This is a genomic window from Dyadobacter sp. CY327, from assembly GCF_021390415.1.
In the GTDB taxonomy this organism is placed as follows: Bacteria; Bacteroidota; Bacteroidia; order Cytophagales; family Spirosomataceae; genus Dyadobacter; species Dyadobacter chenhuakuii.
Map to the genome: position 1 here is coordinate 236,198 of NZ_JAJUXJ010000001.1, position 21,687 is coordinate 257,884.

The window sequence follows — 21,687 nt, forward strand, 5'->3', positions numbered from 1 at the left end:
GTTAAAAATAGGTTACTTGGGGATTAATTGAAAGTCGTATCTGGTTTTTGTACCAATGGAAGCAGTGCAGCAATTGTTCGTAGAAACTCCGTCTCTTTCGATCTCAAAGCCATTATAATTTTTCTGGAATTTTGAATTCTTGTGGGGAAGAAAAGGCACTTCTACATTAATAGCACTAAATTTTTTCGGGACGTCAGCAACTACCTCAAAATTCCCATCCCTCTCAGAATAGACTTCTTTCAGAACGGTCCCACTATTCAATTTGAGACCTGTTAACATTACCAAAATACTATCCACCGGCTCTCCATTCTGATCCGTAATCGTCCCATAAACCGTCGTCGTGCGGTCTTGTTTGAGAAAACAGCTTTGGAGGTGAATAATGGCTAGTAAATGCATGAAAATGTATAGTACGTGTTTAGATAAAATTGATAAATCTCGCTGTATGTGCTTCATAGCGTGTTATTTAGGAATTAATTGAAAATCATATTTTGTTTTTTCGCCGATTGATGCTGTGCAGCAGTTATTTGTTCTAACATCATTCTTTGTAGTGTGTTTTCCCTTATAATTATTCTGATACTTGGGATTTTTAGTTGGGTAAAACGGTATGACCAGATCAAGAGTGCCAAATTTTTTGGGTACATCCATAACCATTTCGAAATAGCCATTCCGGTCGGAATATGTATGATTTAATGTTTCAAAAGTAAGGTAACGTGTGCCTTGCGCAATCACCATAATACTATCAACCGGCTTCCCATTCTGATCCGTAATCGTCCCGTAAACCGTGGTTGTGCGGTCTTGTTTGAGGAAGCAGCTGCTTAATGAGCATGTTACTAGCAGCAGCAAGGCTGGTATAAGAGAAGATTTAAAATGAGATAAAAAGTAGTGTTGTTTCATACGCAATTCCGTTTCATGGTGAATGCCATCATTTAGCATTTAATAGAACGGAAGGTAGAAATAATTGCATCGCTTGGAATAAGCGATGATTCTCCGGTTAGGATCAGTAAATTAACGGTAAATAGTTTGTAACCGTAATTATCTCAAATGCCTTGAAACCAGCATTTAAAGCCACCTTTAACAAACGAATATGCATATACGTGTCATCATTTTATTGTTGAAGTTTGTCAAAGGTGGCTTGAAGATATTTTACAGATCAACCTGGCGCTTGGATGCCGCGGATTCTAGGCCAGCTTCCAGAACCTGGATGATCTTTAAGCCGTCTGAAAAATCGGGCTTAATCGCCGTATCGTTTTCAATGGCCGCTACAAAATCCACAACAGCATGCACAAATGAATGTTCGTAGCCTATAATGTGCCCGGCTGGCCACCAGTTTCCGGCATAAGGATGCGCTGCCTCGGTTGCTAGAATGGTCCTGAAACCTTGCTGTCCGCTTTCATCTTCCCGCGAAAAATATTGCAGCTCGTTCATCCTTTCCAGATCGAAACAGAGACTGCCCTTGCTTCCGTAGATCTCGAAAGTCAGCCTGTTTTTGCGGCCTGCGGCAAAACGTGTGGCTTCAAATGAGCCTATTGCGCCGTTTTTAAACATCACCATCATCAATGCAGCGTCTTCCACGGTTACTTCGCCCATTTCGGTGCCTACTTCGCCTGCCGTCAGATTTCCAGTTGTTCCGCCACCTTCCACAATCGGGCGACTCTTAATGAAATTTGTGGTTAATGAGGAAACGCTTGCAATGTCGCCCACAAGATAATGTGCGAGATCAACAGCGTGGGAATTCAAGTCCCATTGCGGGCCGGCCTGTGCATATTCTTTTTGTAACTGCCAGGTTAATGGGAAGTTGGGGTCAATGATCCAGTCTTGCTGATAGGCACAGCGCCAGTGGAAGATGCGGCCGATTTTGCCGTCTTCAATCATCTTTTTGGCAAAAGAAACCGCCGGTGTTCTTCTGTAATTATGGTTGAGATAATGCTTGACATTGTTATCCTCACAGGCTTTCAGCATTTCCTCTGCTTGCTTGCTGTTCATGGAAAGCGGTTTTTCACAAAATATATGCTTGCCTTCCTTAGCAGCAGCCAGGGCAACTTCATAATGGAGTTGTTGAGGCAGTGCAATGTCGATAATGTCAATATCTGGTCTGGAAACGAGCTTTTTCCAGTCGGTTTCGGTTTCTTCCCAGCCCCATTTTTCGGCAAATTCTTTCAGTGAACCTTCATGTCTGCCGCATGCTGCTTTCAACACGGGCGTTGCGGGCATGTCAAAAAATTGCGGTGCTTTCTTCCAGGCGTTGCTGTGCGCGCGGCCCATAAACTTATAACCTACGATTCCAATATTCAGTTTTTTCATGCTTTAATTAAGCTGGATTTGCTTTTTTTACTTGAATTGTAATTATCAAAAATATTAAAATTTTGTTATTGCATTTAACATTGTAATTTCCGGCACTCAATAACACACTATATTTCATGAAGCAGCTTACGCAAAACCTGCGAACGGGGGAAACTTCGTTGCAGGAAGTCCCACCTCCGATTGTTCAGCCGGGTTATGTGCTGATCCAGACGCACAAAAGCCTGATCTCAGCAGGAACCGAGCGCGCATTGATCCGTTTCTCAAAAGCAAATCCATTTCAAAAGGCAAAATTACAGCCTGACAAATTCCTGCTCGCCATCCGGATAATAAGATCCGATGGCTTGATCTCTGCAATCAAAAGCATATCTAACAGGCTCGCTCAGCCCATTCCATTAGGTTACTGCAATGTGGGACACGTTTTAGAAATAGGCGAAGGCGTGCAGGACATTCAAGTCGGAGACCGGATTGTGAGCAACGGGCCGCATGCAGAAATGGTTTGCATTCCAAGAAATCTACTGGCAAAAATTCCTGCGAATGTTGCTGATGATCAGGCAGTTTTTACTGTACTGACGTCCATTGGACTGAATGCGGTCCGGCTCGTGTCGCCTTCCCTCGGAGAGACTGTCGTTGTGATCGGGCTGGGACTTATTGGCTTGCTGACTGCCGAAATGCTGAAAATCAGCGGATGTAATGTAATTGGCATTGAGACGAACGAGGAAAGGCTTAAAGTGGCCGTTTCGAGAGGTTTTGCAGCTATTAACCCAAATTCACTAACCCCTGAACATTGCATCAAAAGCCTCACAAACGGCTTTGGTGCCGACGCCGTCATCATTGCCACTGCTTCTCAATCTGATCATATTTTATCGCAAGCAGCACGGCTTACGCGAAAACGAGGTAAAATTGTATTGATCGGAACGGTTGATCTTCGGATCAACCGCTCGGATTTTTATGAAAAAGAATTGACATTCCAGGTTTCTTGCTCCTACGGCCCGGGTCGCTATGATGCTGAATATGAGCAAAATGGTAATGACTATCCGCATGCTTATGTCCGCTGGACAGAGAACCGCAACTTTCAGGCAGTGCTTCATTTGATGTCGAACGGCTCGTTCGATCCTTCCTATTTGATTGGTGGAAATTTCCCGCTAAATGATTTTAAGGCTGCCTATGCCAATCTGGATGCTCAAAAAAGCATCGCGGTGATCCTGGATTATCCTGAAACATGCTCGTCAAAAAGATCAATTCAGTTATTCAGGCAAAGTTTTTCGGGAAATGATGGGGTAATCGGCATCATAGGGGCCGGGCATTACACCTCGGCAACGTTGCTTCCGCTATTGAAAAATGCGTCGATCAAGCACATTGTCAGCGCAAACGGATTATCGGCGGCCAATCTGGCCCGTAAATACAACATTGCATTTTGCGGAACGGATTATCAGGATGTGCTCGGTGATCCGGAAGTTGATCTGGTGATGATTACAACGCGGCATAACCTGCATGCGCAAATGGCTTGTGATGCTGTAAAGGCCGGAAAGCATGTTTTTGTCGAAAAGCCTCTGGCTATTTGCCAAGACGAACTAAGTGCGTTTACCAACGTTTTTCAACACGAAAACCCAGCGAATGTATCGGTTACAGTCGGGTTTAACCGACGCTTCTCACCACATGTACAGCAGATGAAAAGCTTGCTGGGAGATGCTGTGATGAATATTGTTATCAATGTTAATGCGGGTTTTGTCCCGCAAAATGCATGGATACATGATCGACAAACCGGGGGTGGCCGGATCCTGGGAGAAGCTTGCCATTTTATTGATTTGATTGCATTTCTGGCGGGAAGCAGAATTGAGTCGGTTTGCACGAATGCGATGATGCCAAACCCGGCTGCAACGACTGATAATGCTTCGATTTTGCTCAAATGCGAAAATGGCTCAACAGGGGTCGTCAATTATTTTTCAAACGGGCATTCCCATTATCCCAAAGAACGCATTGAGGTCCATGCATCCGGACGCACCTTGATCCTGGATAATTTCAAAACCTTGCATGGTTACGGTTTCAAGCACTTTTCCAGGTTGAAAACCAGCCAGAACAAGGGGCATAGGGAGGCATTCAAAACGCTGCTGGACTTTATCAGAAATGGAGGAAACGCACCGATTCCGTTTGAAGATATCATAAATACAACGGAAGCCACATTAGCAGCATTGGAAAGTCTGAAACTGAAAACCTGGATTAACATATGATCCAGATTTTCAAAAATATGGGCTTTCGATATGTTCTTTGCCGCATTTGGCACGAATTCCAGCGCGGCACAGGATTGCTAATGCTTCGCTTTCCGGTTCACAGAAGGCCTTTGCCGCATTTTTCAAAGGAAGATTGGCTCGATCAAAACATTCACTTTCCACTTGATCCCGCCAGAACAGATTTAATACAAAACACAGCGTCGTCCAGCTTGCAGGAAAGGGTTGAGCACATCCGGCGAAACCGCTTTCTTTTTTTCCACAACCGGTGGTACACAGTTCCCGATTGGCATACAAATCCTGAAAATGGATTTAAATACAATAAAAATACCCATTGGAGCGCAATTCCAACGCTTCCAAAAGAGGCAGGAGACATTAAATATGTCTGGGAAAAATCGCGTTTCTGCTTCCTTTTTGATCTTTTGCGCTATGATTATCATTTTCAAAAAGATCAATCTGAACTCGTCTTTGCATTGATTTTAGACTGGATCGATCAAAATCCTGTCAACCGTGGCCCGAACTGGATTTGCAGCCAGGAAATTTCATTACGCGTTTTCAACTGGACTGCTGCTTTACATTATTATAAAAATTCAGAAACACTTTCGGCCGAGATTTTCAAAAAGATTACGCAAAGCATTTACGACCAGATGAGGCATGTGGCAGACCACATTCATTTTTCAAGGAATGTGGTCAGAAATAATCACGCATTGACCGAGACGTTGGCCTTGTATGTGATAGGATACGCTTTTCCGCAGTTTCCGGAAAGCTTGAAATGGAAAATCAACGGTAAAAAATGGTTTGAAAAAGAAATCGCTTACCAGATTTACCCGGACGGGACATTTCTCCAATTCTCAATGAACTACCACCGCGTGGCCGTGCAATTGCTGACTTTGGCCATACAAGTGGCTGAGTCGGACGGGGAAAAATTCGATGATGTGATTTACGATCGTGCGCGAAAATCGCTTCGGTTTTTGCAGACCTGTCAGGATGATGTGAGCGGATGGCTTCCTAATTATGGCAATAACGATGGCGCATTGTTTTTCCCGCTCGCAGACACCCATTTTCGGGATTTTCGCCCGCAATTAACTGCGCTTAGCAAGGTTATAGGAGATGATCCTGATTTCAAACCTACGTCCATAACAGCTTTTGAAAACGGCGGATATTATATAGTCCGCGATCAAAACGCATTGACCTTCCTACGCTGCGGCACGTACACAAACCGGCCTTTTCAGGCCGATCACCTGCATTTGGACATTTGGGCAAATGGTAAAAACATCATGCGCGACGCCGGTTCATTTTCTTACAACACAGAAGGTAAATGGACAAAATATTTCAATGGGAGCGCCTCGCACAATACGGTCATGCTGGGAGATTTTGATCAGATGAAAAAAGGCCCGCGTTTTATTTGGTTTGGCTGGATCAAGAAAACGTCAGGGTTTGTAACTGAACGGGTTAATGCATTCGAAATTGAGGCGGAATTTGAGGGCTTTTATCATTTGGGCAAAGGCATCAAACATCACCGCCGCGTTACAAAGTCAAAAAAATGGCATCAATGGATCATTGAAGACCGGATGGAAAATGCTCCAAAACACCTTCCTATGCATCAAATCTGGCATCCTTGCCCGGATTTCTTTGAACATTATGATATGATTTCCTCTGATAAAGAGGGATCTATCATTGAATTTGAGGAAACAGAAGGCTGGTATTCCGGCACTTACGGAAGTAAGGAGTTTTGTCGAAGATTGGTGTTTTCGACGTTTAGCGGATTCATCAGGACGGTGATTTCAGAAAAAGGACTTTATGAGACAAATGCACATTCTTTTGATCCACCAATATTTTCTTGAAGACAATGATGGCGGCGGGTCGCGGTGGAACGAGATGAGCCGGATTTGGGTCGAAGCGGGACATAGGGTGACAGTTCTGGCTGGAACAACGCATTATATGAAAGGCAATTTGTCCTCTCCGGGTCAGAAAAGTTTTGTAATGCAGACAAATCGAAATGGAGTGAAAGTTGTTCGCTGTTATGTTCCTACGTCTACTGGTAATGGCTTCATAGCAAGGCTTTTGGCGCAGTTTTCGTTTGTTTTTTCGGCAATTTGGGGTGGAGCTTTTTATTTAAAGGGAGAATATGATGTGGTGCTTTCTACGTCGCCGCCTTTGTTTGTGGGCATTGCTGGTTTGGTGATTTCCTGGATTAAAAAAGCTAAGTTCATTTTGGAAATCAGGGACTTATGGCCAGAGTCAGCCGTGGAGACGGGTGTTTTGCAAAGTAAGCCATTGATAAAGGCAGCATTTAGGCTTGAAAAGTTTCTGTATCACCATGCAGAAGCCGTTACTGGGGTGACGCCGGCATTCAAAACCATTCTGATACATCAAAAGAATGTTCAGCCCGAAAAAATCTGGCTCATTCCCAATGCGGCTGATTTTACCTTTTCAGATAATCTGGATACAGATTTTGACAGGGTTGCATTCCGAAAGTCGCTTGGGTTGGACCATTGTTTCATCATTATTTACGTTGGTGCGCACGGCATAGCCAATCATTTGATGCAACTCATCGACGCGGCTGAAATTTTGAAGGAGACTGCCACGCATTTTCTGCTCATTGGCGACGGTCCGGATAAAAAGAAGCTGGTGGCCCAGGCAAGGCACAAAAAACTGGGCAATGTTACATTTATCAATACAGTTTCAAAGTCGGACATTTTCAAATACATCCTCGCGGCCGACGCAGGCACTTCTGTTTTGAAACGAACCGAAATTTTTAAAACCATTTACAGCAACAAGACTTTCGATTATTTCGCCTGCCAAAAACCCGTTTTGCTTGCTATCGATGGGATATCGAGACAGCTGATTGAGGATGCGCAAGCGGGACTTTACATTGAACCCGAGAATCCGGGTGATTTTGCAAAAAAGGTTTTACTATATCTCGAAGATCCCGCTCTCGCGGAGCTTCACGGTCGCAATGGCTATGTGTATGCACGCCAATTTTTTGACCGTGCGCATTTGGCTCAGAAATACTTGCAATACATTGAAAATATGCAGGAAACGCAGTCTCAAACCGCGCCATAACAGGAACCGAAAGCGCTTTCAAAGGGTTTTTTAATAAAGAAATCAAATGAAAAACGTAGCAGATCTCTTTCCATTGGCCGTCACTGAAAATGCATATTCCTACGCTGATTATATGCGCTTAATGGAAAAAGTTGTCTTGGAAAAAAGGACAACCGGCGAGAAACAATCCGAAGATCTTAACCATTATACCAGGCTGAACCTGGCCCGGATGCAGCGCCTGAACAAGACAGTGGTGGTGACGGAAGAGTTGAAAGAAACCATTGCCAACGTTACGATCCCGCAGACCTGGTATATTCTGACGGAAGCGTGGTGTGGTGATGCTTCACAAAATATCCCGCCCATTGTTGCGGCGACATTAACTAATCCGCTGATCACAGTCAAAATTTTATTGCGTGATGAAAATCCGACGATCATGGACGCTTATCTGACCAACGGCGGAAAATCGATTCCTAAATTGATTGCTGTAGACGAGGATTTTAATGAGCTTTTCACCTGGGGACCCCGGCCGGAAGAAGGACAGGAAATGATGAGGGCTTATAAGGCCAATCCGGTAAAAAGTTATCAGGAATTTTCGGAAGAAATGCAGCGCTGGTATATCGCAGACAAGTCGCTGAGTTTGCAGCGGGAATTACGGGTGCTATTGGAAGGTGTTTGGTTGAAAAATGAGTTTTAAAAATCAGTTTAGTCTATATTTGCGATAGGCAGAATAAGCTTAGTAAAATTATACAAAGGGGTTTGTCGACGTATTTTAAAAACATATCGGAAGGAATCAGCACCACAGTGACCGGAATGCGGTTGACGCTGAGGCATTTGTGGAATGCACGGAAGCGCCGTAAAATGGTGGATATCCGTTCAGATGATTTTTTTGGAGGGCAGGAGGGGATGGTTACGATCCAGTATCCGCAGGAAACCATTCCGATCCCCGACAATGGCCGCTATCGTCTGCACAATGAAATCGACGATTGCATTGTCTGCGATAAATGTGTGAAAGTTTGCCCGGTTGATTGTATTGATATTGAGCCGATTAAGGCAATAGAGGAAATTGGAAAAGCATCTGACGGATCGTCGATCCGGTTGTATGCCGCGAAGTTCGACATTGATATGGCGAAATGCTGTTACTGCGGACTATGCACGACAGTTTGCCCGACAGAATGTCTCACCATGACCAAGACGTTCGATTACAGTGAGTTGGACGTTCGGGATATGGTTTACAATTATACCAATCTGACGCCCGAAGAAGCAGATGAGAAACGCCGCCTGCTTGAACAATTCCAGAAAGAAAAAGAAGCATTAAAAGCAGCTCCGAAACCGGCTGTGACGGCTGAAAAACCAGCGGCAACTCCGGCAAGGCCTGTGTTTAAGCCGGGTATGAAGCCGAAAGTCCAGGATACTGAACCCGAGGCGAAAGAGGAAGCGCCGGTTGCAAAACCACCACGCCCGGCTTTCTTACCAAAGAAACCAGCCCCTGCTGCGGAAAAGACGGATCCTGTTAGTGTTGACCCGGTTAATGCAGAGCCGGTTAATGTTAATCCGGTTAATGCCGATCCGGTAATTAAGGAAGAAACATTCGAAGCGAAAGTTGAGGAGGCGCCTAAGCCGGCACCTAAACTGCCTTTCAGGCCATCCATGAAACCGAAGGTTGCCTCACAAGAAAAGACCGATGTTGTTCCTACGGATGTTGTTCCTGGTGAGGAAGTTAGCCCAGCGGAAGCTCCCAAACCAGCAGCACGGCCAGTTTTCAAGCCAACGATGAAACCGAAGTCTAAAGAATAGCATTGATCTACATGGAAATTGCAGCATTTTATGGGTTTTCACTTCTCGCAATCATTGCTGCGCTTTTCATATTATTTTCCAAAAACCTCATTTATGGTGCATTTGCACTGTTCCTGGCTTTTTTAGGCGTTGCAGCATTATACATTCTGGCCGGCGCAGACTTTCTTGGGGTAACGCAGATCATGATTTACGTTGGCGGGATCCTGGTTCTATTGATCTTCGGGATCATGCTTACGCAGAAAAAGAAAAGCGACGATTCGCAGCATCATAATCGTGTTGAAATCCTGCTGAGTCGTGAAGTATGGGGGTTTTTGCTCGGTGCAGGCGTCTTTGTGATGCTCGTGAAAATCATTTCGTCCGCAAATTTCAAGATGACTGGCGATCTGATCAGCAGCCGGTCCACCATTAAGACGATTGGTGTAGAACTCATGACCAGCCATCTGCTCCCGTTCGAAATCGCTGCTATTTTATTACTGGTTGCCTTGGTTGGCGCTGCCTATCTCGCTATGAACCGTAATCCTTCGCCATGACCTCCATTCCGTTACAACATTTTCTTATCGTTGCTGCCGCATTGTTTTGCATTGGTCTTGCTATTGCCGTCACTAAACGACATTTTATCGGCATATTGCTGGGGATCGAGTTAATGCTGAATGCAGTGAATATCAATCTGGTAGCATTCAGTCAGTATGATCCGGAACGGTTGAGCGGGCAGCTTTTTGCGCTTTTTGTCATTGTAGTTGCCGCGGCCGAAGTGGCTATTGCGCTGGCGATAATCCTACGTGTATATGGTCATTATCAGACGGTTGATCCGGACGAAGTGGATGAACTGAAGAAGTAAATTTGTATTGAAACATTTGTTGCATGCACTGGATTTTCCTCTTTTTAGCTTTCTTGATTGGCATCAGCAACGCGGTTCAGTCCGGCGTGAATGTGCAATTGCGTGAGTCATTCAACAATCCGATTTTAGCGGCATTGACATCCTTTTTCGTGGGTTTCGTAGTGCTGTTGATTGCATTCGCCTGTTTTAATCAAAACCCCATTCCCAGCATTTCAGATATTAAGCAGGTTTCCTGGACAAGGTTTATGGGAGGCGTTTTGGGCGCTTTTTATGTGCTAACCGTAATTTTTATTGTCCGAAATATTGGTCCAGCTAATATGATCTGCCTGGTTGTAGCCGGCCAGATGATCGCCGCCATCGCTATTGATCATTACGGTTTGCAAGGATTTGCCGTGCATCCGATCACATTGCCGCGCATTGCCGGGGCTATTCTGTTAGTTGCTGGCGTTTACCTGATTCTGAAAAACTAAAAAAGCGATCCGTTTTCGAATCGCTTTTACAAATGTTGTAAATCAACTAGTTAGGGGACTCTTGTAAACACGAAGAGGTCCATAAAAACCCATTTGTTATCCTCCATTTTTCCGCGCTGAATAACCAGCTGGTTCTGCGAGCGTCTTTCGTAAATAATCCGCACAGAAACGTCATCTTTCTCAAATAATGCCTGATTCTTCTTGGCTTCGATGAAATTGTAAGTGTCCGAAACGTTTTTTTCCTCCAATGCAATGAGCCCTGGCTTGAAATGTTTTACGCGTGCGATCGGCCCTTTCTCACCTGGTTCGAATGCAAATACTTCATACAGAGCAGGTTTATCATCCTTAATCATGCGAATGTAACCCATAATGTTGTTTCCCTCGGGAGCTGTCCAGCCAGCTTCAATAGGGCCGCCGTTGTAAGTGCCTTTCCAATGTCCTTCCAGAAAACTGAGGTCATTAAGGCTGCCGGTGGTTGTTTGTGCGTTTGCAAAATTTGTAAGCACGCAAAGGGCAAAAAGTAGGGAACACGCTTTCAGCAATGTCACTTTAGTAGATTGCATCATTAGGATTTAGGTTTAAATAAATTTCGGATCAGACATTCTCCGGAGGTTCCAATTTCTATAAAAATAGCTGAAATACAAAAAAAGAGCCGTTGCAAATGTGCAGCGGCTCTTCCTACTTCTATATTTTATACTTAATAAGCTCTTTCCAATTTTCCTTCATGCGAATTGGCGAATGCTTTGTTAACCACTTTATTTCCGCCTAATGTTGGATAATTTCCGGTAAAATACCAGTCTCCCAAATGTTGCGGACAAGCCTTATGTAAATTCTCAACAGTCTGGAACACAACGGAAAGCTCAGCATTCAGATCTTTCGGACGGATGATCTCAGCAATTTTGTTTGAAATCTCCTGATCTGTAAAAGGCTCGTAAAGTGCCTTCACAAAGTTGGTATGATATGGATTTTTGGTTGCGATAGAAGTCACACTGTGCATGTAAGTATCTTCCAGCAAATATTCCAGATCACGTTCTTCAAGCAATTTGAGCACCGCCCTGAAAGCAACGAAATCCTTCATTTTGGACATATCTATTCCGTAGCAATCCGGGAAACGGATTTGCGGAGCGGATGATGCCACAACGATTTTCTTAGGACTTAACCGGTCCAGCATTGTCAGAATGCTCTTTTCAAGCGTTGTTCCGCGAACAATGGAGTCGTCGATAATCACAACCGTATCCACATTCTTGCGAACCACTTCAAATGTGGTGTCATAAACGCTGGAAACCATATCGTCACGCAAAGCGTCAGCAGTAATGAACGTGCGCGATTTTACGTCTTTGGTAACTAGTTTTTCAATTCTGGGTCTGAAAGAAAGCAGTTTTTCCAGGTCGGCTTCGAAAAGAATGCCTTCCATAATGGCCTGCTTGCGCTTTTTCGAAAGATATTCTTCCAAACCTTCTATCATTCCCAAAAACGCCGTTTCAGCCGTGTTCGGGATGTAAGAGAAGATTGTATTTTCAAGGTCGTAATTGACCTCTTTTAGTATTTGCGGGATTAACAGCTTGCCCAATTGCTTGCGCTCGTTGTAAATATCCGGATCAGTTCCACGGGAGAAATAAATCCTTTCGAAGCTGCAAGAGCGTTTTTCAAGCTGTGGCAAGATCGGGAACTCATTGTATTCACCGTTTTTATCAACGATCAATGCTGAGCCTGGCGTGATTTCCTGAATCTGATTATAATCAACATTGAAAGCAGCCTTAATTGCTTGTTTTTCAGAGGCAACGACAACCACTTCATCATCTGCATAGTAGAATGCAGGACGAATTCCAGCTGGATCACGGATCACGAATGAAGCACCATAGCCAGTTAATCCGCACATGGCATAACCTCCGTCAAAGTCCCTGCACGATCTGTAAAGCAGACGCGGCAGGTCGATATTCTCTTCTATAACGTCGGAAAGTGTCGGATTTTCGTAAATTCCTTTGAAGCGTTCGAACACTCTCTGGTTCTCTTCATCCAGGAAATGTCCTATTTTCTCCATCACCGTCACAGTATCCACTTTTTCTTTTGGATGCTGTCCGAGTGAAACAAGTTTTCCAAAGAGCTCGTCCACATTAGTCATGTTGAAATTCCCCGCCATGACCAGGTTGCGGCTTCTCCAGTTGCTCTGGCGTAGCATAGGGTGGCAGTTCTCAACTTCATTGGATCCGTGCGTTCCGTAACGCAAATGACCCAGCCAAACCTCGCCCGTAAAAGCCAGGTTTTCCTGTAACCATTTGCCATCATTGGCGCGGTCTCTGTGGTTCTTTAAACCCTTGCGGAATTTCTTGTGGATTTTGGAAAAAATATCCGTAAGTGGTTGAGGCTCTACGGATCTGTATCTGCTGATGTATCGTTTCCCTGGCGGGACATCTATCTTGATATTGGCTACTCCGGCTCCATCCTGTCCCCGGTTTACCTGTTTTTCCATCATTACCGAAAGCTTGTGGACTGCGTATAGCGGTGTCTCGTACTTGTCGATGTAGTATTGATAAGGCTTTCTAAGACGGATAAGTGCTATGCCGCACTCATGCTTAATGGCGTCGCTCATATGAAGAGTTATGCGTTAGAAATATTATTATTTGCTGTATGCAAATTGTATTCCCTGAATAATAACTTAACGAATTAATAATCTAAAATAGTTCGTTATGCGTCGCAAAGGTACAAATCCTTTGGCTTAAAAAACTTCAAATTTCTCCGAATTTTACAAGCCGGTTTTTGTGTGCAATTCTTTAATGGAAAGATAACTATTTTTGACCAAAAGGCCAGCTAATTTATATGTTACATAAAACGCGAGGTGTCGCCCTGAGTTATATCCGTTACCGCGAATCTTCCATCATTGCGAAGATTTATACGGAAGGCTTTGGCATTCAGACATATATAGTGAACGGAGTCAGAAGCAGTAAATCGCGTAACAACCGTATTGCCCTGTTTCAGCCGCTGACATTGCTGGATATGGTGGTTTATCATAAAAATAAGGAGGATACCATGCATCGCATTTCGGAGATGAAATGTTACATGCCGTTTCAGACGCTGCCTTATGATGTTGTGAAGTCAAGCCTGGCGCTTTTTGTCACGGAAATGTTGAGCAAAACATTGAAAGAGGAGGAAAGCAACCCCATGCTTTTCCATTTTATTGAGGAATCTGTCCTGTTTCTGGACGAAGCCGAAAATACATTTGAAAATTTTCACATACAGTTTTTGATCCAGTTTGCTTCATTTCTGGGATTTGGGATAGAAACCGTGGAAGATCTCGAAAGTGAGTTGAAAAACAACCATTTCCCACACATGCCCGACGCCGTCGAGCGAGATGCAACATTGCGTTTGGTAATCGGTGCGTACGGCGCAAATGTCCCATTAGACCGGAAGCGACGGATCATGATATTGGAAAAGCTTATCTTTTTCTTCAAAATACATATGGAAGCACTGGGGGAAATCAAATCGCTTGAAGTTTTGCGGGAGGTTTTGAAGTAGGGCAAGGCGCCGGGCCGGGTGGCATAATTTTGATAACGTATATTGCATATCAAAAATCTAAACAACCCATGAAACATTTACTGACAGCCACATTTGTTCTAGCTTCCCTCATCGGATTTGCCCAGGAGCGCCTGCCGCAAGTTCCGAAAGGCGCATGGAAGTCCCAGGAACCGACGGGGAGCGCATCTACGCTCATTGTCGCTGATAATTACCTCGCAATTGCTTCCTATAGTACTGGTAATAAATACTTTGAAAGAACAGAAGGCGGCCCGTTCACAATGAGTGGCGACCAGATGACTTATACACCTGAGTTCAATTCTGCGGATTCCCTGAAAATTGGCATTCCGATTGTTTTTACGGTGACTGTAAAAGACGATATTCTCACTTTGAAATATGAAGAGGCCATGGTTTGGATGCGCGTGGATGATGCAAAATCTGCACCGATGGCCGGCGCATGGCACATTACAGAGAAGGCAGGCGATCAGGGTGCATTGGTGAAAATTCATCAGGAAGGCACACGGAAAACATTGAAATTGTTGTCAGCAACCCGTTTTCAATGGTTCGCCATTGATCCGGGTGTGAAAGGCTTTTACGCAACAGGCGGAGGCACTTATACGGTTAAGAATGGTAAATACACTGAAAAAATCCAGTTTTTCTCCAAAGACAACAATCGGGTCGGCTCGTCTCTGACATTTGATCACAAGCTTGAAAACGGCCGCTGGGACCATAGTGGCAAAAGCAGCGATGGGAAGCCTATTCATGAGATTTGGGAAAAGATCCAGTAAGCCACTCCGAAAAGCTATAATTTAGATCTGTTCAAAATAATTTTCGGCTTTTGTTTGAATGATTCTAAATAGCGACTACATTTGCTACACATTAATAGCAAACGATGAGCGCTTTTACATTGAATGATCCTGCGGACTGTGCAGTTGGAGAGGTGACCTGGATGAAATCATTCGGCGAGAATACGGAATGTGTATTCAAGAAGTGCTGCGAGAAATATAAAAAGAAAGGGAAGCACTGTAAAAAGTGTCCTAAAAAATAATAACTGCGGGATCTGAAAAGAGCCCAAACAGTTCATGGTGAATAATTATAAGAGAGGGAATGCCGCGAAGCGTTCCCTTTTCTATGTGTAATGCTTGCTAGATTTTGCGCTTCAACTCGAAGTTCTGTCCCAGGTAAACGCGCCTTACCACTTCGTCCTCTGCCAGTTCCTCGGCACTTCCTTGCTTCAATATTTTTCCCTCAAATAATAAATAAGCCCGGTCGGTGATCGACAGCGTCTCATTTACATTGTGATCGGTGATAAGGATGCCGATGTTTTTGTGTTTCAGTTTGGCCACAATGCTTTGGATATCCTCCACCGCAATGGGGTCAACGCCTGCGAACGGTTCGTCGAGCAGGATAAATTTAGGGTCCACTGCCAGTGCGCGGGCGATTTCGGTCCGGCGGCGTTCTCCTCCCGAAAGCACCATTCCCTTACTTTTCCGCACGTGCGTCAGGTGAAACTCTTCCAGCAGTTCTTCCACTTTCTGTCTTTGATCGGCGCGGGAGAGGTCTGTCATTTCCAGCACAGCACGAATGTTTTCCTCAACCGTCAATGATCGGAAAACAGAGGCTTCCTGCGCCAGATAGCCCAGGCCCAGGCGCGCACGCTTGTACATAGGAAGGCTCGTAATGTCCTTATCGTCCAGGTAAACTTTTCCGCTGTTGGGCTTAACCAATCCTACGGCCATGTAAAAAGAGGTTGTTTTACCAGCACCATTCGGCCCAAGCAAACCTACAATTTCGCCCTGTTCAACCTGATAGCTTACATTATTGTTGACAAGACGAACCCCGTATTTTTTTACAAGGTTTTCGGTTCTTAATATCATTGTTTTTTATCTGTTTGCTGGCCCAGAGCGCATGCTGAGGGCTTAAAGAAACTTGATGTCTTTTAAAGACAGTTGTAACGTTTTTTTGTCCCGAAAGTTATTCTCTTCCAGGCAATAGGCGATCGAAAACCGCCTTCCGTTAATTAAATCAGGATAAAAGTGCGCCATGCCGAAGCCGATCGCCGTGAATATTCCGGACTCATTCTGCTTCACATCGAATTTAAGATGCTTTTCCTTCATGATCGTTGGCCTTCCCGCCAGTGAAACATTGCGGGATTCAAAAATCGGCGTCATGTTTCCGGGACCGAATGGGCCCATTTGACGGAGAATATTATAAAATTTCGGCGTGATCACATCCAGTTCGAGCAACATATCGATATTGATCATCGGGATGAGTTGATCGGGTAAGATACGGCTGCTTACAATGTCATTGAAACGCGTTTTGAATGCTTCCACATTTTGCAAAGGCAATGTAAGCCCTGCTGCGAAAGTATGCCCGCCATATTGTTCCAAAAGGTCCGCACATTCCTCAATGGCTTCATATACATCAAATCCCGGAACCGACCGTGCGGAACCTGCGGCTTTTCCATGTGATTGCGTTAATATAATGGTAGGGCGATGGTATTTTTCAATGCACCGGCTCGCCACAATTCCGATCACGCCTTTGTGCCAGTCTTCCTTATATAATACGGTACTTTTTGCAGTCGTAAACCACTCGTCGTTTTCAATCATGAAAAGCGCCTGTTCCGTGATGCTGGTGTCAAAGGTTCGTCGCTCGCTGTTGTGCTTGTTAATCTCGTGTGCAAAATCAGCTGCTTCTTCGTGTTCCTCACATAGTAAAAGTCTTACTGCTTCCTTGGCATGCTTGATGCGTCCAGCCGCATTAATTCTTGGCCCGAGACCAAAAACCACATTGGTAATGTCCAGCACACCATTCAATCCGGCGATTTGGATCAATGCTTTAACGCCACATCTTGGTGCAGCATTTAATCTTTGCAAACCATAATATGCCAAAATCCGGTTTTCACCCGTAATAGGCACAATGTCCGAAGCAATGCTGATCACCAGCAGGTCCAGATGATCGAACAAACCCGCCGGGTCTATTTCATTGTCTATACAGAAGGCTTGCAGTAGTTTAAATCCAACGCCGCAGCCTGTGAGTTCTTTATAAGGATATGCGCAATCATCTCTTTTTGGGTCGAGGACAGCAACTGCCGGCGGCAGCTCAGAACCGGGGCGGTGGTGATCACATATAATGAAGTCGATGCCTCTTTCTTTGGCAGCAGTAACTTTATCAACCGATTTTACACCGCAATCCAATGTTACAATGAGTGAAAAGCCGTTTTCGTGCGCCCAGTCAATGCTTTGCCAGGAAACGCCGTAGCCTTCTTCGTAACGGTCGGGAATGTAATAATCGAGATTTGGGTAAATTTTCTTTAAAAAACCGTAGAACAATGCGACGGAAGTGGTGCCGTCCACATCATAATCTCCGTAAACCAATATTTTTTCACCATTTCTGATCGCATCATTCAGCCTGCTGACGGCCGCGTACATGTCCTGCATTAAAAACGGATCATGCAAATGCGCAAGGTCGGGGCGGAAAAAGTTTCGGGATTGCTCAAAATCAAGGATGCCGCGTTGTACCAAAAGAGTAGCCAGCGACGGGCTTACTTTTAACGATTCGGCCAGTTCCAGGACAATGTGTGTTTGTTCAGAAGTAAATTCAGGGTTGTGTATCCAGCGCTTTTCAATCATGAAACAAAGATAATCGGATTCTGTGATGCGTGTATCAAAATCTATATTGAGCCCGCACTATCAGGAAAAGCTAATTGAAAGGTCTTATCTTTGCAAGCAATTAACATTCTTTAAGATAAATGCCGCGTCTTCTGGCGATTGATTATGGTGCCAAGCGCACCGGTATTGCTGTTACAGATCCTTTGCAGATCATTGCCACTGCCCTTGATACGGTCAGGACGCATGACTTAACGGAGTTTTTAAAGAAATACGCAGCCAGTGAGCCAATCGAAGCATTTATAGTAGGAATGCCGAAAAGGCTTGATAATACGGAAAGTGAGAATGCGGCAAGAGTAACCGCATTTATCAAGATTCTGAAAAAAACATTTCCGGACATTCCTGTACACACACACGACGAAAGGTTCACGTCGTCGATGGCCCTGCAATCCATGATCGCGTCGGGCTCGAAAAAGAGCGACCGACGGGAAAAGGGCAACATTGATAAAATAAGCGCCACGATCATTCTCCAGTCTTATATGGAAAGTAAAAGGTGAGCGGGCATTTACAGGTTACATTATATTACAACGAATAAAGTCGCATTACAATGATTTATCCCATCGTAGCATACGGAGATCCGATCCTGAGAAAACCAACCCAATTCATTGAAAAAGACCAGCTTGATCTGAAAAAACTTTCAGAAGATATGTTTGAGACCATGCATGGTGCAAATGGGGTAGGGCTGGCAGCGCCGCAGATCGGCATGAATATCCGTGTTTTTGTGGTGGACGCTACGCCGTTCAGTGAAAAGGACGATGACGACGACGATGAACCGGATCTTTCATTGGCTGATTTCAAAAAAACATTCATCAATCCTGAAATCCTGGAAGAAGATGGTAAAGAATGGGCATTTGAAGAAGGCTGTCTGAGCATTCCGGGGATCCGTGGCGATGTATACCGCCCCGAGCGCGTGAAAATCCGTTACCGCGATACGGATTGGAATGAGTATACCGAAGAATATACCGGAATGGCCGCCAGGATCATTCAGCACGAATATGATCATTTGTTAGGTAAACTTTTCGTCGATTACCTGCCAACATTGAAAAAGCAATTGATCAAAAGGAAACTCGCCGACATTACAAAAGGAAATGTAGACTCAGATTACCGCATGCGGTTTCCGGGAAGGAGATAATTTTTAATGAGTGAAGGAGTGAATGAGTGAATGACTGAATAAAACAATAGCAATGAAGTCATTGCCCACTCACTTACTCACTTACTCATTCACTCATTAAAGCATCCACCATGATAGCAGAACAGTCTACGGAAACATTGTCGGTCGCTTTAATTCAAACCGACCTGTTTTGGGAAAACACGACTGCTAACCTGGCAACGCTTGAAGAAAAAATAGCGACACTGTCGGGTCCGGTGGATATTATTGTGCTTCCGGAAATGTTCAACTCGGGTTTCACGATGAACACCGCAGCTGCCGAACCCATGAATTTCACCACCACGCGCTGGATGAAGCAAATGGCTGCACAAGCGAACGCGCTGGTCATCGGGAGCTTTGCTGTAAAGGAAGAAGGGAGGTTCTACAATCGGTTAATGTGCGTTGCTCCCGATGGTTCCTATGTATTTAATGATAAGAAGCATCTTTTCAGTTTTGGAAATGAGCACCTTACCTATACACCCGGGAAATCCAGGCTAATCATTAATTACAAGAGCTGGAAGGTTTGCCCATTGGTTTGCTACGATCTCCGGTTTCCCGTTTGGAGCCGTAATAGTGCTTCCGATCCTTACGACATCCTTATATATATAGCGAATTGGCCGGCCAGGCGTGCGCATGCCTGGAATACTTTGTTAAAAGCCCGCGCTATTGAAAACCAAAGCTATGTGGTAGGCGTGAACCGCGTTGGCTCGGATGCGAATGGGCTAACTTACCAGGGAGATTCGGTTGCGCTCGATTATCTTGGGGAGCCGCTGAGTATGCTGGCCAATGCAGAAACGGAAAAGATCGTCACTTTCCATAAAGGTGATCTTGATGCGTACCGGGTCGCTTTCCCAGCATTGAATGATGCCGACGATTTTCAGATAAATTGGTGAGCACACGGACAAAGTGTCCTATAAGTTACTCAATCACCTTCGGGACCATTATATAGGAAGCATTTTTTGCCGGTGCATTTGCGAGTGCATCTTCCCTCGTCATTGTGTTCACGCCCACATCTTCGCGCCAGTTGTTCACTTCGCTAAGGATATGAGTCAGAGGTTCAACGCCATCAGTATCTACCTCATCCAGCTGCTCCATCCACGTCAATACCGAGTCCATACTCTTTAAAATGCCTTCTTCTTCCTCTGGTTTTATCTCCAAACGGGCCAGGTGGGCTATTTTTTTAAGAGACTCCTTGTCAATTTTCATGATGTTATGAATTTGTTAAGTTACCGTCGGGGACTGAAACGGATGTCAAAATTACCTGATTTTTGCGATTCTGTTTTCCATGGTGACAAATTATTCGGGAACTGTAAGCATTGACGATGGAAACCGGTGTCTTGCTTCTGTTGTTTTAGTAAAATTTGCCCTAGCACATAAAATAGGGGTTATCCGAAATTTAAAATTGTTGTTTAACTAATAGTAGGAGAAAAATAATATTTGCTTTTCTACGAGATTGTTGAAATATTTTGAAATACAATTGGCAGCTTTGAAAAACATGTTCGCAGCGATCATTGTAAAGAGTACAATTATGTATAAGTTTGAATTTAGATTGCATTTAGTTCTGAATCAGTACAAATTCGAGAATAACTAAGAAAATTAAACGTGCGGGTTTCTTTAAATTATGCAATTTGTAAGTGCTATGTCAAAAATTTCGGGAAAAAAACTGACGAAATGCTTGCTTTTTTTTAAAAGGAAAACTCATACTTTTGTAGAAGGCTAATATCTAAAACGCAATCAAAATTTTATTTTACCAAATCCAGTTTTAACCAAAAGTTTTATTTAATTCACAACCAAAATCTCAATTTAACCTTTAAAAGTAAGTCTGATGGAAAAGAAAGCTACAAGTCCGGCACCAGCTCCAAAGCCTGCTGCGGCAGCAACAAAAGGCAAAGGCGGTTTGAACCCGGCATTGGTAATCCCTCTACTATTTGCGATTGCATTGGCAGTTTACATTTTTGTTCTGGGAGCTCCCGAACACTTTAAAGATGGCGATCACGCAAAAGGCCCAATCGATGGTGATTACTACGGAATCGTTTACAAAGGAGGTCCTATCGTACCAATTTTGATGACTTGTTTCCTGATCGTGTTAACATTTACAATCGAGCGTTTGATCACTTTGAACAAGGCTCAGGGTTCTGGAAGCATCGATGCATTCGTTGTGAAGCTGAGAGGTCTTCTTGACAAAAACCAAATCGAAGAAGCAATTAAAGAATGTGACAGACAAAAAGGTTCTGTTGGTAACGTTATCAAAGCAGGTCTTTTGAAATATAAGCAACTGACTACGGAGACTGCACTTGACAAAGAGCAGAAACTGGCAGCGCTTCAGAAAGAAATCGAAGAAGCAACTACGCTTGAACTTCCAATGCTTCAGAAAAACCTTACGATTATCGCAACACTTGCAGGTGCATCTACACTTTTGGCACTTCTTGGAACGGTAATCGGTATGATCAAAGCCTTTGCGGCTCTTGGTACATCAGGTTCTCCTGACTCCGCTGCTCTTGCAACAGGTATCTCTGAGGCCCTTATTAATACGGCACTTGGTATCGGTACTTCTGCGATCGCAACGATCTCATACGCTTACCTGAACAGCCGTGTTGACGACCTTACTTATAGCATTGATGAAATTGGCCTAAGCCTTCAATCAAACTTTGCTACACATTATTAATAGTTTTTTGAACTATTAATATGA

General features: G+C 44.2%; 22 protein-coding genes. 14 read left to right on the plus strand and 8 right to left on the minus strand.

Translation table 11 applies throughout. The annotated features are described in order from the left end of the window. Positions 1 to 12: 12 nt before the first annotated feature. The 3 genes from LZG74_RS01080 to LZG74_RS01090 form a co-directional block, all read right to left on the minus strand. Positions 13 to 396 carry a hypothetical protein gene (locus LZG74_RS01080; protein WP_233794812.1) on the minus strand — a complete coding sequence of 128 codons (384 nt, stop codon included), beginning with the start codon at positions 394 to 396 and terminating at the stop codon, positions 13 to 15. A 63-nt stretch (positions 397 to 459) separates the two neighbouring features. Further along, positions 460 to 894 carry a hypothetical protein gene (locus LZG74_RS01085; protein ID WP_233794813.1) on the minus strand — a complete coding sequence of 145 codons (435 nt, stop codon included), beginning with the start codon at positions 892 to 894 and terminating at the stop codon, positions 460 to 462. A gap of 249 nt (positions 895 to 1,143) precedes the next feature. Continuing rightward, a complete protein-coding gene (locus LZG74_RS01090) occupies positions 1,144 to 2,301 on the minus strand; it encodes a Gfo/Idh/MocA family protein (protein WP_233794814.1) in 1,158 nt (385 codons plus the stop codon). 116 nt (positions 2,302 to 2,417) lie between these two features. Between LZG74_RS01090 and LZG74_RS01095 the strand changes: the two genes are divergently transcribed. The 8 genes from LZG74_RS01095 to LZG74_RS01130 all read left to right on the plus strand — a co-directional run bounded on the left by LZG74_RS01095 (position 2,418) and on the right by LZG74_RS01130 (position 10,673). Beyond that, positions 2,418 to 4,529 (plus strand): bi-domain-containing oxidoreductase, encoded by a 2,112-nt coding sequence (locus tag LZG74_RS01095; protein WP_233794815.1) that lies wholly within the window; start codon positions 2,418 to 2,420, stop codon positions 4,527 to 4,529. Next, complete coding sequence (locus tag LZG74_RS01100; protein WP_233794816.1) at positions 4,526 to 6,370, plus strand: alginate lyase family protein; 1,845 nt, start codon at positions 4,526 to 4,528, stop codon at positions 6,368 to 6,370. Before LZG74_RS01095 ends, LZG74_RS01100 begins: the two co-directional genes overlap by 4 nt. Continuing rightward, positions 6,327 to 7,592 carry a glycosyltransferase family 4 protein gene (locus LZG74_RS01105; protein ID WP_233794817.1) on the plus strand — a complete coding sequence of 422 codons (1,266 nt, stop codon included), beginning with the start codon at positions 6,327 to 6,329 and terminating at the stop codon, positions 7,590 to 7,592. Before LZG74_RS01100 ends, LZG74_RS01105 begins: the two co-directional genes overlap by 44 nt. A gap of 46 nt (positions 7,593 to 7,638) precedes the next feature. Continuing rightward, the gene (locus tag LZG74_RS01110; protein WP_233794818.1) at positions 7,639 to 8,265 is read left to right on the plus strand and encodes a thioredoxin family protein; all 627 of its coding nucleotides are present in this window, start codon (positions 7,639 to 7,641) and stop codon (positions 8,263 to 8,265) included. 116 nt (positions 8,266 to 8,381) lie between these two features. Continuing rightward, positions 8,382 to 9,365 carry a 4Fe-4S dicluster domain-containing protein gene (locus LZG74_RS01115; RefSeq protein WP_233794819.1) on the plus strand — a complete coding sequence of 328 codons (984 nt, stop codon included), beginning with the start codon at positions 8,382 to 8,384 and terminating at the stop codon, positions 9,363 to 9,365. Between the two features lie 11 nt (positions 9,366 to 9,376). After that, on the plus strand, positions 9,377 to 9,895 hold the full coding sequence (locus LZG74_RS01120) for an NADH-quinone oxidoreductase subunit J (RefSeq protein WP_233794820.1): 519 nt from the start codon (positions 9,377 to 9,379) through the stop codon (positions 9,893 to 9,895). Beyond that, a complete protein-coding gene (gene nuoK, locus LZG74_RS01125) occupies positions 9,892 to 10,203 on the plus strand; it encodes an NADH-quinone oxidoreductase subunit NuoK (protein WP_026629408.1) in 312 nt (103 codons plus the stop codon). Before LZG74_RS01120 ends, nuoK begins: the two co-directional genes overlap by 4 nt. Before the next feature lie 23 nt (positions 10,204 to 10,226). Further along, a complete protein-coding gene (locus LZG74_RS01130; protein WP_233794821.1) occupies positions 10,227 to 10,673 on the plus strand; it encodes a DMT family transporter in 447 nt (148 codons plus the stop codon). A gap of 50 nt (positions 10,674 to 10,723) precedes the next feature. On the opposite strand, the gene LZG74_RS01135 is transcribed toward LZG74_RS01130, so the two are convergent. Together LZG74_RS01135 and LZG74_RS01140 are read right to left on the minus strand one after the other, a co-directional pair. Further along, positions 10,724 to 11,239: a DUF6265 family protein gene (locus LZG74_RS01135; RefSeq protein WP_233794822.1), complete on the minus strand. Its 516-nt coding sequence runs from the start codon at positions 11,237 to 11,239 to the stop codon at positions 10,724 to 10,726. Positions 11,240 to 11,370: 131 nt separating this feature from the next. Then, positions 11,371 to 13,263 (minus strand): amidophosphoribosyltransferase, encoded by a 1,893-nt coding sequence (locus LZG74_RS01140; protein WP_233794823.1) that lies wholly within the window; start codon positions 13,261 to 13,263, stop codon positions 11,371 to 11,373. A 227-nt stretch (positions 13,264 to 13,490) separates the two neighbouring features. Here LZG74_RS01140 and recO point away from each other — a divergent pair, with 227 nt between their 5' ends. Together recO and LZG74_RS01150 are read left to right on the plus strand one after the other, a co-directional pair. Beyond that, positions 13,491 to 14,186: a DNA repair protein RecO gene (gene recO, locus LZG74_RS01145; protein ID WP_233794824.1), complete on the plus strand. Its 696-nt coding sequence runs from the start codon at positions 13,491 to 13,493 to the stop codon at positions 14,184 to 14,186. A gap of 68 nt (positions 14,187 to 14,254) precedes the next feature. Beyond that, complete coding sequence (locus LZG74_RS01150) at positions 14,255 to 14,971, plus strand: hypothetical protein (protein ID WP_233794825.1); 717 nt, start codon at positions 14,255 to 14,257, stop codon at positions 14,969 to 14,971. 357 nt (positions 14,972 to 15,328) lie between these two features. Here the strand turns inward: LZG74_RS01150 and lptB are convergent, their stop codons facing one another. Further along, entirely contained in the window at positions 15,329 to 16,060 is a 732-nt protein-coding gene (gene lptB, locus LZG74_RS01155) for an LPS export ABC transporter ATP-binding protein (RefSeq protein WP_233794826.1), read from the minus strand. Positions 16,061 to 16,102: 42 nt separating this feature from the next. Beyond that, a complete protein-coding gene (gene recJ / locus LZG74_RS01160) occupies positions 16,103 to 17,815 on the minus strand; it encodes a single-stranded-DNA-specific exonuclease RecJ (RefSeq protein ID WP_233794827.1) in 1,713 nt (570 codons plus the stop codon). Between the two features lie 119 nt (positions 17,816 to 17,934). On the opposite strand from recJ, the gene ruvX reads away from it, so the two are divergent. From ruvX to LZG74_RS01175, 3 genes are all read left to right on the plus strand, one after another. Continuing rightward, the gene (ruvX, locus tag LZG74_RS01165; protein WP_233794828.1) at positions 17,935 to 18,348 is read left to right on the plus strand and encodes a Holliday junction resolvase RuvX; all 414 of its coding nucleotides are present in this window, start codon (positions 17,935 to 17,937) and stop codon (positions 18,346 to 18,348) included. Between the two features lie 50 nt (positions 18,349 to 18,398). Next, positions 18,399 to 18,983: a peptide deformylase gene (gene def / locus LZG74_RS01170; protein WP_233794829.1), complete on the plus strand. Its 585-nt coding sequence runs from the start codon at positions 18,399 to 18,401 to the stop codon at positions 18,981 to 18,983. A 110-nt stretch (positions 18,984 to 19,093) separates the two neighbouring features. Further along, the gene (locus LZG74_RS01175) at positions 19,094 to 19,891 is read left to right on the plus strand and encodes an amidohydrolase (RefSeq protein ID WP_233794830.1); all 798 of its coding nucleotides are present in this window, start codon (positions 19,094 to 19,096) and stop codon (positions 19,889 to 19,891) included. A gap of 25 nt (positions 19,892 to 19,916) precedes the next feature. Here the strand turns inward: LZG74_RS01175 and gatC are convergent, their stop codons facing one another. Next, positions 19,917 to 20,204: an Asp-tRNA(Asn)/Glu-tRNA(Gln) amidotransferase subunit GatC gene (gene gatC, locus LZG74_RS01180; protein ID WP_233794831.1), complete on the minus strand. Its 288-nt coding sequence runs from the start codon at positions 20,202 to 20,204 to the stop codon at positions 19,917 to 19,919. A 619-nt stretch (positions 20,205 to 20,823) separates the two neighbouring features. Between gatC and LZG74_RS01185 the strand changes: the two genes are divergently transcribed. Next, on the plus strand, positions 20,824 to 21,663 hold the full coding sequence (locus LZG74_RS01185) for a MotA/TolQ/ExbB proton channel family protein (RefSeq protein WP_026629396.1): 840 nt from the start codon (positions 20,824 to 20,826) through the stop codon (positions 21,661 to 21,663). The last annotated feature ends 24 nt before the right edge of the window (positions 21,664 to 21,687 follow it).

Excerpts from the sequence above, each read along its gene's own strand:
- LZG74_RS01080 (WP_233794812.1), bottom strand. The coding sequence starts at position 396 with ATGCATTTACTAGCCATTATTCACCTCCAAAGCTGTTTTCTCAAACAA.
- LZG74_RS01085 (WP_233794813.1), bottom strand. The coding sequence starts at position 894 with ATGAAACAACACTACTTTTTATCTCATTTTAAATCTTCTCTTATACCA.
- LZG74_RS01090 (WP_233794814.1), bottom strand. The coding sequence starts at position 2,301 with ATGAAAAAACTGAATATTGGAATCGTAGGTTATAAGTTTATGGGCCGC.
- LZG74_RS01095 (WP_233794815.1), top strand. The coding sequence starts at position 2,418 with ATGAAGCAGCTTACGCAAAACCTGCGAACGGGGGAAACTTCGTTGCAG.
- LZG74_RS01100 (WP_233794816.1), top strand. The coding sequence starts at position 4,526 with ATGATCCAGATTTTCAAAAATATGGGCTTTCGATATGTTCTTTGCCGC.
- LZG74_RS01105 (WP_233794817.1), top strand. The coding sequence starts at position 6,327 with ATGAGACAAATGCACATTCTTTTGATCCACCAATATTTTCTTGAAGAC.
- LZG74_RS01110 (WP_233794818.1), top strand. The coding sequence starts at position 7,639 with ATGAAAAACGTAGCAGATCTCTTTCCATTGGCCGTCACTGAAAATGCA.
- LZG74_RS01115 (WP_233794819.1), top strand. The coding sequence starts at position 8,382 with ATGCGGTTGACGCTGAGGCATTTGTGGAATGCACGGAAGCGCCGTAAA.
- LZG74_RS01120 (WP_233794820.1), top strand. The coding sequence starts at position 9,377 with ATGGAAATTGCAGCATTTTATGGGTTTTCACTTCTCGCAATCATTGCT.
- nuoK (WP_026629408.1), top strand. The coding sequence starts at position 9,892 with ATGACCTCCATTCCGTTACAACATTTTCTTATCGTTGCTGCCGCATTG.
- LZG74_RS01130 (WP_233794821.1), top strand. The coding sequence starts at position 10,227 with ATGCACTGGATTTTCCTCTTTTTAGCTTTCTTGATTGGCATCAGCAAC.
- LZG74_RS01135 (WP_233794822.1), bottom strand. The coding sequence starts at position 11,239 with ATGATGCAATCTACTAAAGTGACATTGCTGAAAGCGTGTTCCCTACTT.
- LZG74_RS01140 (WP_233794823.1), bottom strand. The coding sequence starts at position 13,263 with ATGAGCGACGCCATTAAGCATGAGTGCGGCATAGCACTTATCCGTCTT.
- recO (WP_233794824.1), top strand. The coding sequence starts at position 13,491 with ATGTTACATAAAACGCGAGGTGTCGCCCTGAGTTATATCCGTTACCGC.
- LZG74_RS01150 (WP_233794825.1), top strand. The coding sequence starts at position 14,255 with ATGAAACATTTACTGACAGCCACATTTGTTCTAGCTTCCCTCATCGGA.
- lptB (WP_233794826.1), bottom strand. The coding sequence starts at position 16,060 with ATGATATTAAGAACCGAAAACCTTGTAAAAAAATACGGGGTTCGTCTT.
- recJ (WP_233794827.1), bottom strand. The coding sequence starts at position 17,815 with ATGATTGAAAAGCGCTGGATACACAACCCTGAATTTACTTCTGAACAA.
- ruvX (WP_233794828.1), top strand. The coding sequence starts at position 17,935 with ATGCCGCGTCTTCTGGCGATTGATTATGGTGCCAAGCGCACCGGTATT.
- def (WP_233794829.1), top strand. The coding sequence starts at position 18,399 with ATGATTTATCCCATCGTAGCATACGGAGATCCGATCCTGAGAAAACCA.
- LZG74_RS01175 (WP_233794830.1), top strand. The coding sequence starts at position 19,094 with ATGATAGCAGAACAGTCTACGGAAACATTGTCGGTCGCTTTAATTCAA.
- gatC (WP_233794831.1), bottom strand. The coding sequence starts at position 20,204 with ATGAAAATTGACAAGGAGTCTCTTAAAAAAATAGCCCACCTGGCCCGT.
- LZG74_RS01185 (WP_026629396.1), top strand. The coding sequence starts at position 20,824 with ATGGAAAAGAAAGCTACAAGTCCGGCACCAGCTCCAAAGCCTGCTGCG.